Source organism: Vibrio genomosp. F10 str. ZF-129 (assembly GCF_000287055.2).
GTDB lineage: Bacteria > Pseudomonadota > Gammaproteobacteria > Enterobacterales > Vibrionaceae > Vibrio.
This window is the reverse complement of record NZ_AJYQ02000137.1, coordinates 145,560-159,981: the sequence shown is the minus strand read 5'-3', so window position 1 is coordinate 159,981 and position 14,422 is coordinate 145,560. Positions and strand designations below refer to the sequence as shown.

Annotated in this window: 11 protein-coding genes; 5 read left to right on the top strand and 6 right to left on the bottom strand. The window is 44.2% G+C overall.

The genetic code is table 11. The annotated features are described in order from the left end of the window. Nucleotides 1–6: 6 nt before the first annotated feature. Complete coding sequence (locus tag A1QO_RS19095; protein WP_017041876.1) at nucleotides 7–1,890, top strand: hypothetical protein; 1,884 nt, start codon at nucleotides 7–9, stop codon at nucleotides 1,888–1,890. A gap of 933 nt (nucleotides 1,891–2,823) precedes the next feature. On the opposite strand, the gene A1QO_RS19090 is transcribed toward A1QO_RS19095, so the two are convergent. The 6 genes from A1QO_RS19090 to hutW form a co-directional block, all read right to left on the bottom strand. Further along, on the bottom strand, nucleotides 2,824–4,500 hold the full coding sequence (locus tag A1QO_RS19090) for a DUF342 domain-containing protein (protein ID WP_017036531.1): 1,677 nt from the start codon (nucleotides 4,498–4,500) through the stop codon (nucleotides 2,824–2,826). A gap of 260 nt (nucleotides 4,501–4,760) precedes the next feature. Further along, nucleotides 4,761–6,467 (bottom strand): ABC transporter ATP-binding protein, encoded by a 1,707-nt coding sequence (locus tag A1QO_RS19085; RefSeq protein ID WP_017039821.1) that lies wholly within the window; start codon nucleotides 6,465–6,467, stop codon nucleotides 4,761–4,763. Between the two features lie 147 nt (nucleotides 6,468–6,614). Next, on the bottom strand, nucleotides 6,615–8,753 hold the full coding sequence (locus tag A1QO_RS19080; protein ID WP_017039822.1) for a TonB-dependent hemoglobin/transferrin/lactoferrin family receptor: 2,139 nt from the start codon (nucleotides 8,751–8,753) through the stop codon (nucleotides 6,615–6,617). Between the two features lie 102 nt (nucleotides 8,754–8,855). Then, nucleotides 8,856–9,401, bottom strand: a complete 546-nt coding sequence (hutZ, locus tag A1QO_RS19075; RefSeq protein ID WP_017039823.1) for a heme utilization protein HutZ — start codon at nucleotides 9,399–9,401, stop codon at nucleotides 8,856–8,858. After that, on the bottom strand, nucleotides 9,398–9,916 hold the full coding sequence (hutX, locus tag A1QO_RS19070) for a heme utilization cystosolic carrier protein HutX (RefSeq protein ID WP_017036526.1): 519 nt from the start codon (nucleotides 9,914–9,916) through the stop codon (nucleotides 9,398–9,400). The genes hutZ and hutX overlap by 4 nt, the downstream gene beginning before the upstream one ends. Before the next feature lie 10 nt (nucleotides 9,917–9,926). Continuing rightward, entirely contained in the window at nucleotides 9,927–11,309 is a 1,383-nt protein-coding gene (hutW, locus tag A1QO_RS19065) for a heme anaerobic degradation radical SAM methyltransferase ChuW/HutW (protein WP_017039824.1), read from the bottom strand. 148 nt (nucleotides 11,310–11,457) lie between these two features. Between hutW and A1QO_RS19060 the strand changes: the two genes are divergently transcribed. Genes A1QO_RS19060 through A1QO_RS19045 form a run of 4 tightly spaced genes read left to right on the top strand, consistent with a single transcriptional unit; the run spans nucleotide 11,458 to nucleotide 14,421 of the window. Beyond that, nucleotides 11,458–12,330: an energy transducer TonB gene (locus A1QO_RS19060; protein WP_017036524.1), complete on the top strand. Its 873-nt coding sequence runs from the start codon at nucleotides 11,458–11,460 to the stop codon at nucleotides 12,328–12,330. Between the two features lie 2 nt (nucleotides 12,331–12,332). Further along, nucleotides 12,333–13,121, top strand: coding sequence for a MotA/TolQ/ExbB proton channel family protein (locus tag A1QO_RS19055; RefSeq protein WP_017039825.1), 789 nt, complete (start codon nucleotides 12,333–12,335; stop codon nucleotides 13,119–13,121). Then, nucleotides 13,118–13,543: an ExbD/TolR family protein gene (locus A1QO_RS19050; protein WP_017036522.1), complete on the top strand. Its 426-nt coding sequence runs from the start codon at nucleotides 13,118–13,120 to the stop codon at nucleotides 13,541–13,543. Before A1QO_RS19055 ends, A1QO_RS19050 begins: the two co-directional genes overlap by 4 nt. Nucleotides 13,544–13,545: 2 nt before the next feature. Further along, on the top strand, nucleotides 13,546–14,421 hold the full coding sequence (locus tag A1QO_RS19045) for a heme/hemin ABC transporter substrate-binding protein (protein ID WP_017036521.1): 876 nt from the start codon (nucleotides 13,546–13,548) through the stop codon (nucleotides 14,419–14,421). The last annotated feature ends 1 nt before the right edge of the window (nucleotide 14,422 follow it).

The following is a 14,422-nucleotide window of genomic DNA, read 5'->3' as shown; positions in this document are numbered from 1 at the left end:
CATCCAATGAAGATGAACTTATCGGTTGTAATGGGGATGAAAGACAAAGCATCTCCTGTACTCAAAGGGATGGCTAGCGAGTCAGACCTCTACGCCAAGAAAATAAAAAAAGTGCAAAAGGCACAAGCTGATGATGCCAGCACAATGGCAATGATTGACTCCTACAAAGAGCTCAAGAAAGCCAAAGATCGCAATAACACCACTATCAAAGCTGAAGTTGAAAAGCTAAAGCAGCTCAAGAAAAAATCTCAAGAGCTTAAAGCGCCAAGTGCCCAGCTAACCGAAAGAATCGCCAAGCAGACGGCTAAACTGAAGAAGCTCACAACGAATCAAAACCACAACAAAAAAAGTTTGTCACAGCTAAGAAAACACTTTAGCAAAACTGGCATTACGATTGGGTCACTTGACGATGAGTATCAACGTCTGAATAAACGATACAAAAGCCATGGCGATGAAATCAATAAACTCACAAAGCGTTACTCTCGTTTAAAATCCGCCTTGTCCCCAGTCCAGAAGCTGAATGGTAAAATCAAATTCCCTAAAGTTGGCGGCGCAATGACAGGTAAGGGAGCGGCCTTACTTGGCGGCTTTAGCGTTGCAGGCTTAGTGACTGAGTTAAACAGTGCGGCGACTGAAATGGACGCACTCGCGAAAAAATCAGCTACTCTCAAGATGTCGATTGGTGAGCTGCAAGCCATGCGCAAACAAGCATCACATGCAGGCGTTGACGAAGAGGCCATGTCATCGGCACTCACTCGATTCACAAAACGTCTAGGCGTATTACAAAGCACTGAAAGTGGAATTCTTGGTTCGTATCTGAAAAGGAGCGGTAATAGCGCTTTCGGTGACTTAAAAGGCGCCAAAGATACTCAGCAAGCCTACGAACAGCTATTGCAGTCATTTTCCAAACTCGAAACAGCTCAAGAACAAATGGCATTCGCTGACGCCGCCTTTGGGCAAGACGGGCGAAAGATGCTGCTACTACTCAGAGAAGGTACTGACGGATTAGCCAAATCACGTAAAGAGTTGGCAGACTTAGGCGGCGGTGCAAAAGCAGAATATGCGGCTAAAGCAGAAGCTTACAATGACGCGCTACAGCGTATCCAAGAAAGTATCAAGTCCATCAAGTATGCAGCCCTCGCCCCTATCATGGAAAAAGCAACTCAAGCTTTTGGTGAATTCACTACCAAATTCAAGAACGCTAAATGGCGGGATGAAACAATAACCAAAGTGACTCACGCAGTTACTGGTCTTTATAACGGGCTAACATTGCTTGGTAAGGGCATTATCTTTGTGTCTCAATACTTCCGCGAGATCGTTGCTGCGGTTGCCATGTTTAAAGTCGCTATGATTGCACTAAACGCGGTGATATTGGCGAACCCGATCGGCTTAATTGTCTCGGCGGTCATGGCCGCAGTTATCGCTATCATATACCTAGTCGATAAATTTATAGGCTTGGATAAAGTAATAAAAGAGATCGGGGACGGAATTCTTTGGTTGTGGAATGAGTTCAAGAAGCTCATTAACAAACTGCCTGACTCTCTGATTCCAGATGATTGGAAAACCGCCACAGATGAAGCCGGAAAGTCTGTCGATAAACTTGCTAACAAGATGGATAAAATTAAAGACAAGAACGCCAGGCTAGGTATTACGACCACTGAAACTCATAACCGAACAGAGCGACAAGGGTACAGTGGCTATCAAAGCGGAGGGCTTGCGGCCCAAAATCAATATCGACCTTATCAGCCGTTGGCCCCACAGACCATGAAAAGTAAGTCTGAAGTATCACTGACGATTAAATCTGATAAACCTATAGCGGTCGACCAGGCAAAAACAGATAAAGGTACTGACTTAAATATGGATGTTGGGAATATGAACACGAGTTTTTAGAAATATTCATGGTCCGCCACATTTATCAACAACCAAAAAATAAGCCCGAGCTTCAAAGAACCCGGGCTATCCAAACACAGCAAGCAAAGGTGTTGGAGTAATTCCTATCCTACTCATTAACGTTTAAGAAAAAACATCCTCTACATACAAGCTAGAAGTACAACGCAAAAATATGCTCTTATTCTCATAGCAACAAACTAATTTTGAGAACCAACTTGAGGAGTCCAATACTTGACACAATTGTGGCGATGATAAGTCACTCAGCTCAATTCGTCGCCACTTTGTCGCCACCCAACAAAACAATAAAACATAACTAATTGATTTTATTTATATAAAAATTACAACAAATCAAACCGGTGGTTTTATCGGTGAAGATAGCCAATAAAGTCGTTGATGTTCATGATAAAAAAGAGCCGCTGGCTCTTTTTTTTTGAATGCCCAATGATTAATGATCGATTTTACTCGATTTTCCGTACATCTCTGCACTGGCTGAACACATCATAGTTTAATAGACACTGATCACATCATTATTCTAATACTCCTATCATCTTGCTTAATAATGTGACTTAGATCGTGGCGATAATGAAGATTCAAGGCTAGATTGAATACAGGCTAAATAAAAACATTGAGTTATATTAACACTCACGAAAGCCTCGATAAAATGAAGAGAGGATAAAATGAAAAAAATGAGAAGAGCGCAATTGCATCGCATTAGAGTTCAATACTGGAAAGACACCAGTAAAGATGCAAAAACTGCATAAACGTGAATTGTAATAACCCTACCAATATCTATCTGGTCTACATCCAGAAAAGTAAGGGTAACCATTTATAAACGTAGGTTTTATAAGTGTAGATTTCAAAAACAAAAAGCTGGCTTATTGCCAGCTTTAATATTTACAGACCCTATTTGGATCCTATTAACTGTCGAGTGCGCTACAATTCTGTCACCGCTTCATCGCCCATCATTGATACACAGTTAATCTCATACTGATTAAAGGTAAACACACTCGGGCCATGGCTGCGCTTCGTGATCACCTTTTCATCGCCAAACTGGACCGTCACATGGGAATAGACCTTATTCTTGGCTTCCACGGTGTTCGTCTCCAACAAGGCCTCAAACTCTTCTTTACACATTTCAACCGCAAGCTTGGCTTTTTCTAGCTTATTGTTTTCTCGCAGTTTCAACTGTTCCAATTTCTGCTCATCTTCATCACTGCGCTCAGATTTCGGTGTTTTCTTGAATTCTAGCTCTCGTCTCACGACGTCCATTGTCGATTCTTGAGCCTCCTTATAACTCGCTTTAAGCTTAGAGATTCGCTCTTTATACATGGCAAACTTTGCAAAGCCTTCTAAATGAGTGGCGGTATCACCTTCCACCCCAAGGTTAATACAAGTTACCTTACCCCCGACTTTTGCTTCTCCGCCACTCAGCGTTCCTTGTTTGCCATTGCTATCGCTAACATGCAAATCTTTACCACAGCGGAGAACATTGTTTAAACAGTGTACTGACAGGTGGATATCTTCCGCCGCTTGCAGCTCTGAAAATTGTGCATAATTGGCTTTGATCGAACCACCTGATTTGACAATACAGCTTTTGGGATCACCTTCAGAAACGGTGTGACCAATGATCCCTTTCGCCACTTCAATATTACCTTGAGCTTGCACATTGGCACTTTCAATAAAGCCACCAACGGTGATCGAACCCGTCGCTCTCACCATCATGTCAGACTCAATATTGCCTTTCACCACAATAGAGCCTTTAAACTTAATATGGCCCGTCGCAACACCAATATTGCCTAAACAAAGGGCATTATCTACGTCGACCGTCTTCTCTTTTATGATTGGCATACCAGAGACACTGGCCAGCAATAAATTGGGATTATTAGGGGAAATATGAGAGCCTTTCCCTGCCACCAGCGCCTTGTCTTGTCCGGGCTTAGTCGGAATGACTTTACCTTGAACCGTCATACCTGGAGTCCCTTTGGTGGAAGGAATACGCTCCATTAAAGGCTCGTCGATGTCGACCGTGATCGTTTCGCCAAGGTCAAGCATATCCACTTTATCGCCACCATCATTCGCCTGCGGGGCCAAAACTTGGTGAGTGACATCCTCAACTAAGGCGACAAACTTGGCATCTTTTCCTTCTACCGGTTTCATGCCTTTCGCAACAGGTTGAGTAAACGTTTCTCCTGGCTTGAGTTGATTACTCATCACGAGTACTTTTTTCAACGCAAGTTTGTTAATCCCTTTCGTCACTTGCGCCTGCGCCAGACAATGAATAATTTCATTGCCTCTCAGCCCTCGGCCACCATAAGCGCCTGTAACAGTAATGCTTGCCAGCATATCCCCGTCTGATAAATCGACTTTAGCTTGCGCATTGCGAACTTCCGCGATAACAACCCCATCATAGGCGTCTTTTTTAAGGTCTTTAGCCAGCTTAACAAAACGCAGCATATCCTCTTCTAAGACGAACATGTGATCAGCCTCAAGATCCACTAACGTCTCTTGAAGCCCTGTTGAATCGAAATTCTTGTCGACAGTGATCGCTGCGGGTAAACGAGCAATCACCTGCTGTCCGTTATCTGACAGTGAGATGAATTTTTTCCACATACAACGTACCTAATAAAGGAATGCAACCATTTGATTCAGTTTATACAATTTGTTTTGGGTGAAAAATACATCAGTCTCAAAACTAAGGCGTACATCACTAAGGTGATATCTCTTCCACAAAACTGCTTGCCACTTAATGCTAGCTGTCTTCTGCTGATAGCACATTATCTCGCCTTAGCGGTATCAGCAGACGTTGTTATAAGAAGCAATAATCTTGCCACTCAGCTGGATTATTCATATTTAAACCATTCCCACACGCCCTAGCCATACAAAGTCTGGTACAGGCCGTTTTCCATCACCAATTGTTGGTGTTGGCCTGATTGAATCACTTTGCCATCTTCTAGGACATAGATGACGTCAGCTTGCTTAACTGCCGATAAACGGTGCGCAACAATGAGTGTCGTTTTACCCACAAGAAACGATTTCATGGCTTGATGAAGTGATGATTCCGTTGCTGTGTCTAGCGCTGATGTCGCTTCATCTAAGATTACGAAGTCTGGATTAGTTAACACCATCCGAGCAATGGCTAGGCGCTGTCTTTGCCCACCTGAAAGCCGTACACCTTGTCGTCCCAATTGCGAATCTAACCCTTCAGGCATGCTGTTAATGGCTTCCGTTAACTGGGCTACACTAAGCGCCGCATACAGCTCGTCATCGGTATGTTGTTCGCCTAACGTTAGATTCTGTCTTACCGTATCGTTGAAAATAATCGGCTGTTGCAATACCGGCGCGATTCTCTTCCGAAGTGCTTCGTAACCCACCGACTCAATCGGATGGCCGTTGATCAATATGTCACCGCTTTCTTTCTGGTAAATCCCCAAGAGTAATTGAATCAGGGTTGATTTACCTCCACCAGAAGCTCCCACCAACGCCACGCACTGACCTTTTTTGATGGTCAAATTTAGGTTATCCAGCACGGTCCTCTCTCCATCAAATGAAAAACAAACGTTCCTGCATTCAATCTCAAATGACTCGTTGTCTTTAAACGGGTTTACGATCGAAACCGGTCTTTTTTCGTCTTCCAGAGCTAACAAGGTGTTGATGCGTTTCATCGCGGCACTGGCACTGAACCACGAGTATTGGATACTCAGTAAATCTTGAATAGGCGAAAGCATGAACCAAAGATAACCGAAGATGGCAAAGATTTGGCCAACACTGAGATCCCCCATCAACACGAGCACAACCGCCACTGCACGAAAGATTTCAAACCCAACGAGAAACATGAGAAAAGAGACTCGATTTGCCGCGTCAGATTGCCAGGCGTAACTATCAGCATCAATTCGAATATTGTTGGAATCTTCCTTGAGTTTGGTGAGATACAGCTGCTCTCGGCTAGAAGCGCGCAGTTGATAAAGGCCTTCCAGTGTCTCAACGAGTCGTTGTTGGAAACGTTCAAATGAGCGATTTTCACGCTTTTTCAGCGTCTTAACTCTTTGTCCCATTAATCGAGAAAAATAGACGATGACAGGGTTAAGCAGCACGATAAAAAGCGCTAGCTTCCAATCTAACCAAAATAAAACCGCCGCGATCCCAAGCGTGCTTAAAACGGCAATTAAGAAACGACTTAATGCGCCGCCAATGAATTGGTCGATGGTCTCAACATCGGTAACAAAATGGGCGGTAAGACTGCCACTGCCTAGTTCTTCATATTGACGCATGCTTATGTTGCCCAGCTTTGTGAGTAGCTGTTCGCGCACCATTCCTGTTAGGGATTTCGATATTAAAGTGAACTGCCTTGTTTGGTATATATTCAATGCTTGACTCGCCAATCGCATGACTACAACCAGCAAGGTGACAATAACGACATACCCAACCGGAGTCTGCCAAGGCTGGGGAACAAATGAATCTAACAATGCAATGCCGGCAGCGGGTTGTTGTAAAACAACTTCATCAATGAGCAGTGGCATCAATAACGGAATGGGAACACTCAAAAGTGTGGCAAAAATGGCAACAACATTCGCTACCATGATTTTGTGTTTGTGTTTAGCGGCCTGCTCTATTAGCCAGGTTCTATTGATCAATAACGTCGGCAAAATACTTCTCGTCTTATACAATAAGACCGCTCTGCATAAGAAGAGCGGTCGGTTTAGATTATCCGTGGAGGCTAAGAGAATTTAGAAATCGTACTTAGCGGTAATCGCGAAGCTTCGACCAGCCTGAGTATAGAACTTATCTTCTTCCGTTTGACCACGAACATCACTCCAGTTGTAGTACTCTTCATCTGTTGCGTTGAAGATACCCGCTCGTAACGTGACGTCTTTCATCGGCACGTAATACGCGGTTAAATCAACCACCGTTGAACTGTTAGGCGTAAACATCTCACTAGGTTGTCCCATACGGTTAGTTTCTGCAGTTACGTCAGATTGCTTTTTCTTCGCGGTGTAAGTCACTTTTAGTGAACTTCCCCAAACATTTGACGGTGCATCGTAGTTTAGGCCCAGTACCGCATTCCAAGGATTCACTGAATTCAATGGATCCTTGTTTCCGTCTTTGCCTTCTGTATACGCTGCGGCAACACGCGTGCTCACGCCCTCAGCGCGACCTGTGAGTTCATACCAATCCAATGTATTGGCAAACTCAACCCCTTTGATGGTCGCTTGGTTGATGTTCACATATTGGTATTCAGCAACCCGACCGTTCATACCTGTGTTTTGGTAATCAATAAAGTTGTCGTAGTCACTGTAAAAGACCGCCACTTCGGTTGAACTCATCGCTGTATCATGACGCCAGCCTAGCTCGTAAGAGACACTCTCTTCTGCTTCTAGATCCGGGTTAGGGATGCTGGCATAGCCGTGCATCGGATTACCGAAAGAATAGAAAAGCTCTTGGAAATCAGGTGCACGGAAGCCTTGGCTGACTTGAGCAAAGATTTTATTCTCTTGATTAAGAGAATAAAGCGCCCCTAAACGGCCAGTCACCGCTGAATCAGAATAGGCTTTGTAGAGCGTAGGGTCGTACATTCCACCTTCGGGGAAGTTATTGCCCGGATCGGTTTCAAAAGAATCGAATCGAACACCTGGAGTTAGAATCAGATTGCCCATCGTGATTTCATCTTGGGCAAAAAAACCGTAACGCGTTTCAGACGCTTCCGGCATGTAGAAAACCACTTGGTCAGCGTTTAGCGAGTTGTACTCACTGTTGGTGTTAGCAATGTCTTTATTTGAGAACGAAGCACCATAGACAACAAAATGTTCGGTCGAACCTACTTCAAAAAACTTATCGAGCTGAATATCAGCTTGAATACCTTCGTCACTGTATACGTAATCTTTTTTCTGCACGTTACCCGGAGTATAACCGCGACTCCTACTTGCAAACGTACGATCTGTAATGCCGTTCTGATCTTTGACCTGATAATCCAACTGCCACGTCAACTTGTCCGCGGCTAAGGATTCCATCGCCCAAATATGTTTCAAGCCAATGCGATAACGATCACTGATGTCTTCACCCGAGTAGTCGGTATATAAATCATCGGAAAACTGAGTCTTGATCGTGCTATTGACGTATTCGCCAGTAAATTCTAAACGGTGCGCTTGATTCAATTGATATTGAAGTTTGAGCAATACGTTATTGGCATCAGAACTTTGTGGATCCACATGACCAAAATTATCGATTTCTTCGCCATCTCGTCTTGTATACGCGACTAAGGTTTCTAAATCACCGAAACGATTTGCCAGTGCCACCGACTCACTGAAGGTATTGTCTGCCGATGAAAAGTTGAACTTAGCGTGGCCGCCAACGTCTTTTCCGTCCGCTAAGAAATCAATCGGATCTTTAGTTTCAAATGCAACAATACCGCCAATGGCATCACTGCCTTGTAAAGAAGAAGCCGCACCTTTCACCACTTCAACGGATTTGATCATATCGATATCAACGTCTACTCGACCCGAGTTGATAAAGGAAGAGACATTTTTGAATTGGTTTGGCTGTGAAACGCCATCCACCAAAATCTTAATTCGATTTCCTTCCATTCCACGAATGTTAATGCTCTGAATGCCCTGGCGAGAGTCCGATTGAACATCAACACCAGGTGTATAGCTGAAAAGGTCATCGACACTGTTCGCCAAATTCTCTTCAATTTCCTGATCACTGATGACCGTCACAGAGGCAGCGGTATCCTGAATAGTTTGATTCGTGCGGGTACTAGACACCACAACTTGATCTAACGTGAATACTTCATCTTGTGCCAAAGCAACGGCACTATTTGATGAAAGAATCGCAGCAACCACCACGGCTAAAGGTTTTTTGTTAAGCATTTTTGTTCCTATTCCTAAATTTTGGGCAATAGAGTCCGTTGAGCAGATCGTCATGAACTGCCCTTATTATTTGAGTGCTCTATTGAATTTTATGTATTACGGCTAGCTTATTTCACTGCTCTCTGTGCTTCGTTTCTGCTCTTGAACATGCCCTTCGGTGAGGTGCATAAAACTGAGTAACTCATCACCGCTTACGTTAAACGCTTTACCAAAGCCTTTCACGTAGCGGCCTTTTTCGGGGACAAGTTGATAAAGGTTAAAATCGCCTAGCGTACTAAGGTTATCGATAATCTCACCAAAACGATGTCGCATGGCCGCTATCGCTTCAACACCGATGTCTGATTGCTTATCAATACAGGCAGCTTGGGTGTCAAAAGTGAGTCGGCGACGAGCGTAAATCGATTTCGCCTCTGCTTCATCTTCAATCATCATGATAGAGACCGATTTGGCGTGTTTTAGATTCTGCCCATGTTGAGCAATATCGCTGATCAAAATGAAGTATCCATGCGATGTGTGAGCAAATGGAGAGTAGCTCACGTGAGGAATACCATGATTCAAGGTCGCCAATTGGAGTGTTTGGCAACTTTCTCTAAACTCTTGAATTTCTGGTCCTATGCGATCTTGTAGTCTCTGTTGTTTGTCTATCACGCTGTGTATTCCTTCTTTAACGCTTTAAATGCTTCGATTTGTTGTGGAATTAATTGACGGCTTTTGTCGCGCCCAAGATACACCTTAAAAACACAATGTCCTTGCTGTGTATAAAAACCCATGTAGTGACTTTCCATCGACCTAAATGGCTTACTAACAAACGCGATGTGCTTTACAAGGTCGATTTTCAAATGACCATGTAGCCCTTCTTTACCCATAATGTTGTAATATCCATGCGCCACTTTTCCTTTAGGAAACGGGTTTTTGAATTCAAATATCGACCCAAAAGAGTGCACGATTGTGGTGACCTTACCCCATTCAGGCAGTTGGCTAAGAATGGCTTCGGTGTTTTTTCCTTCGGTCACTGAAACACACTCGTCAGGCAGTGCGAGCGTAACCTCACCTTCTGTTAGGCCAAGTTGTTCCGCTAACGTTGATACTGCAATACCGCTTTCTTTTTCTAGCGACTGAGCGACTTTTTCTTTGACTTCGATGTAAGAACTGCTTAAAAACATCATGACTCCATTAAGCTACATTTGTGTTTGATTGACTTTGATTAAAAAGCGGTCGAATCACTTGGATAGTATTTTGTGCCAACGTTGTCGACCAAAACTGCCCAGCGAGCGAGAGTTCGACATATTGCTGACTCACCTCAACCAAGCCATTTTTTTGCCACGCTTTGAACAGTGGAATTAACGCATCAAATACCGGGAAATTCGCCACTGAATCCAAATTTGCTTTGGATAGGACACCACGATCAAAGTGCGACTTAATCGCGCTTTCTATTGCGGCATTGGGTGGGACATTCATGGCCCCCGCGACTGGAAACCTCTGATCTTCAATCGCCTTGATGTACTGATCCATGTCCCTAAGCTGCATCGTGGCGACACCGTTAACATTGCCGCCGGCACCCGCCCCAAGAGGCAATACCTCGGCGGTCGTTTTTGCCAAGCTGTTGTAAATGCTGCGCTCACGATTACCCGAAGCCCAGTGATTAACACTCAGCCTCCTTTGATGGTGCTTAGCCATAAATTCGACACCCATTTGAAACATAGAGGCTTTCATTGCCGTGTCAGCAGGCATAGGCAAACGCCCTTGATTAACCATCAGTTCCATTGGCAAGCCTTTCATCTCGATCAGCTGATACAAATCAACGCCATCAACGCCCGATTCCAGATAGCTTTCAAGATCCTGTCGCCAATTGTCTAACGTTTGATGCGGCAAGCCGTAGAGCAAATCAATCACAATCGGTGCAGCGTTATAACTCACCATGGATTGCAATCGTTCCATCACATAGTCTCGCTTATCAAGACGTTTAGCTGCCAGACGAACCGTATTGTCAAAACTCTGAACACCAAAAGAGAATCGGTTGAATCCGCCTTCCAATGCCGCTTCGAATTTTTCATCGTTGAAGCGATTCACTCGTCCTTCCAGAGTTATTTCACAATCACGGGTTAACGGAAACGAAGAACTCAGTAACTGGCCAAGTTCTTTTAGTTGTTGCGACGACAGATCAGTTGGCGTGCCGCCTCCAACATACACCGCTTGGAATGGTGCCGATTGAGACCAACTAAATGAGGATTTCCACTGTATCTCTTTAACAAGCGCCTCAAAATAACGATTCATTAACTGCTTTGAAGAGGCGTATTGGAAAAAATTACAGTAGGTACAACGCACTCGGCAAAAAGGGATATGAATATATAAACATCGCCCGTTCGTTGTTCGGGGATGAGTTTGAGTATTAGATAGCTCCAGAGCATTTTGGAGTCGACTCTGAACCTGATTGGGTTCAATGACGTCCATACGCCCACCAGCATGTGCCCCTTTTTTTCGGCTAAATGCGTACCGAAGGGGATCTGGGGTCGAGCGACCCACTAAATCTGGATCAGATGTATCAATTAAAAACATAATCTTTGGTTCTTTGATTTGCTTAGGTAGAGCGAATTTTACTGGATGATATACTTATCAAAAAGAAATGCAAATAATAATTGATCTCATTCGCGTTTGATGGATAATAAAAGCCTCTCAACGATCAAACTCATCTCAAGGAGCAAAAATGGACCTCAAACGGTACGCCATCTTTGCTGGACTTTCACTGACAATTCATAGTGTTGCATTTTCAGCCAGCTATAAACCTTTAAGTGTTTCACCCATAACGTCACCAATGGAGACCCCGTTGGGCCAAGCCGTCAGTATTCAATTTGTTGCTGCTCCTTCGCAAGTGGTCAAGGGCGCTACGATGTCTACTGCTGAAAAAAAACCGCCAACTGAACTTAATCCAAAACCAGAAAAACCCAAAGTAACCACGGTGGTGAAGAAGACGGATCTACCCGCACAAAAAGAGCCAAAGCAGGCGATTGAAAAACCTATTGCTGTTGAAAAACCGAGTTCGGTTAAAAAAGCCATTCCAGTTAAAAAAGCAACAGTAGAAAAAGTAAAAACAGCGACCGAACCTGAGCCTGTCATCGCTTCACCGACACATAGGGTGACCAAACAAGTGGTGACCGAAAAGGAAAAACAGGAACAAGCAGAACCCGTTTCAGTGACGGAAAAAAAGCGAGTAATTAACGAAAATCGAGCAGTGAATGAAAAGTCAGAAAGAACCATTGAACCTGTGACAGCGGCCAATAACACCGCACCCGCAGCGCCTAAGTTGGTGAAAAAGCCAACGTTTGAAACCAGGCCGTCAGCCATTGATTACCCACGCAGTGCCAAGCGCCGTAACATTCAAGGAGTGGTATTGGTTGAAGTGTGGCTTGACCCAGAAGGCGATCAAACAAAATTGACGATCGTGAGTTCATCCGGTCATCAAATACTCGACAGTGCGGCACTCAAAGGGATATCAGAGTGGCAATTTCGTCACCACAAAAATGACGGGCAAGCCATCGCTCATCGAGTTCAAATTCCTATTAACTTCAAATTACATTGATTATGCATATTCTTAACTCTATTCACTCTCAGCTTGGCATGATGACATGGCCACTGACCATTATGTCTATGATTGTCGTCATGATCTTACTGGAACGAAGCGTATTCTTATTACTGAATACACGGACCCATAGTAAATCGTTACTGTGCTCACTGCGTCAGCTTGATATGAACGATGCACAAAAAGTAGATGCCTCTTCACAAACACTCACCGCAAAGAAACACACCCTTGAACAAGGGGCAGGCATGCTACTTGGGCACCGCTATTTTACTAAATCACTTCGAGAAGAAGCGGTTTCTATCTGGCTACAGAAAAAACGCCACTCCTATACCTCAGGGCTGAAAGTACTGTCTATCATTGGTGTTATTGCGCCTTTAGTTGGGCTACTTGGCACCGTCTTAGGCCTCATTGAGATGTTTAAAACCCTTGGTGATTTTCAAGGCTCTATTGAACCCTCTTTGCTTGCCAAAGGATTAGGACTTGCCATGTCGACAACAGCTGCGGGTTTATTGATTGCGTTACCTGCCATCATCGCAGCGCAGCTTTTTCACTTATGGGCAGACAACACACTCAACAAAATTGAACATGGCCTAAACCACTGTAATCTGCTTTTAGAAGGGGTGTATTTCGAAGTAGATAAGAAGGGCATGCAAAAAGAATGTGGCGCAGGATCAACGCAGCAATCTTCTGTCTCATCATGCTTATCATCAGATTCGGCATCAGAAGATCGGTCAGCACCCGCATCATGTACCGAACAAGCACCTGAAAAGAACGGAAAGCAAGCCGCATGATCACTAGCAAGATGCATTCAAACATCGGTGCTGAAGATCTAAAGCCCGACCTAACTCCGCTGCTTGATATTATTTTTATCGTCATGGTGTTCTTGTTATTGACTGCAAATATTGACATTAAAACCATGGATGTCGACATCCCCACGACTAACGAGCAAACCGTACTCACCGATGTGGATTCCGACGTCATCGCAATTAATCTTATGCTCGACGCGCCTAACTGGGCCATTGAAAAACAAACATTTCAAGATTGGGATACCTTCACGCAAGCGTTAATCGATGTGTCGAATCAGTACCCAAAACGCTCACTTGTGATTGGCTCTGATAAAAACGTGCCCGTCGAAAAAATGCTTCAACTCCTGGCTTTCATGCAAAAAAATGACATGAACGCCACCAGCATCATTATGGATGAAGAGAAATAACCATGACTCAATTGTTCACCACATTTAATACCGTATTACTGCTTAGTGTTTTCCAGCTTAGTGTTTCTTTTTCTGCTCACGCACAAGAACGTATCGTCAGCGCAGGGGCCAATATCACAGAGCTATTTTTCGCACTCAACGCTGAGGATTACTTAGTTGCCGCAGATTCCACCAGTAAAAGTTATCTTCAAGGAACCGGTATTGCTCAGGTTGGCTATCACCGACAGCTGTCAGCGGAAGGCCTTATGGCGCTCAACCCTACTCACCTCATTGGCTCGCCTGAAATGGGGCCAGAAACCACATTAAAGCTCATCACAGCAAGCAATGTAGAGGTATTGACGTTGTCATCAGAAAATTCATTATCAGCGCTTAATCAGCGTATTGATACCATTGCAGAAATAACCGGTAAGCAGCAACAAGCAGAACAGCTCAAGCGTTCGGTGCTTAGCGATATTGAGTTTTTATCACAAGGCTCCTTAAGCACACCACCTAATGTGATTTTCTTAATGCTGAGTAAAGATCGTCCTGCAACCGCGGCTGGTACCAACACCCCTGTTGATACCATTATTTCACTGTCTGGCGCTAAGAACCCAGCCTCAGACATGATCGAGTCTTACAAGCCGCTCTCATATGAAGCGATCATCGCCCTACAGCCAGATTACATCCTAGTCAGTGAACGAACCATCGAGAGCTTTGGCGGGCAAGACAACATCATTAAAAAGCTTCCGTTATTGGCCGCGACTCCAGCAGGAAAAAACCAACAAATCATCTCTGTTCCAAGTAGCGCTTTGATTGGTGGATTTGGCCTGCAAAGCATTGAGCTGGCTAAGAAGCTCAATCAGCACTTTACACTCAATCAATCCATTACACTTAATTAAT

Bases quoted from the DNA above. Each gene is read 5' to 3' on its own strand.
- A1QO_RS19050 (WP_017036522.1), top strand. From the start codon at position 13,118: ATGATCACTAGCAAGATGCATTCAAACATCGGTGCTGAAGATCTAAAG.
- A1QO_RS19045 (WP_017036521.1), top strand. From the start codon at position 13,546: ATGACTCAATTGTTCACCACATTTAATACCGTATTACTGCTTAGTGTT.
- hutX (WP_017036526.1), bottom strand. From the start codon at position 9,916: ATGTTTTTAAGCAGTTCTTACATCGAAGTCAAAGAAAAAGTCGCTCAG.
- A1QO_RS19090 (WP_017036531.1), bottom strand. From the start codon at position 4,500: ATGTGGAAAAAATTCATCTCACTGTCAGATAACGGACAGCAGGTGATT.
- A1QO_RS19080 (WP_017039822.1), bottom strand. From the start codon at position 8,753: ATGCTTAACAAAAAACCTTTAGCCGTGGTGGTTGCTGCGATTCTTTCA.
- hutW (WP_017039824.1), bottom strand. From the start codon at position 11,309: ATGTTTTTAATTGATACATCTGATCCAGATTTAGTGGGTCGCTCGACC.
- A1QO_RS19060 (WP_017036524.1), top strand. From the start codon at position 11,458: ATGGACCTCAAACGGTACGCCATCTTTGCTGGACTTTCACTGACAATT.
- A1QO_RS19055 (WP_017039825.1), top strand. From the start codon at position 12,333: ATGCATATTCTTAACTCTATTCACTCTCAGCTTGGCATGATGACATGG.
- A1QO_RS19095 (WP_017041876.1), top strand. From the start codon at position 7: ATGAAGATGAACTTATCGGTTGTAATGGGGATGAAAGACAAAGCATCT.
- A1QO_RS19085 (WP_017039821.1), bottom strand. From the start codon at position 6,467: ATGGTAGCGAATGTTGTTGCCATTTTTGCCACACTTTTGAGTGTTCCC.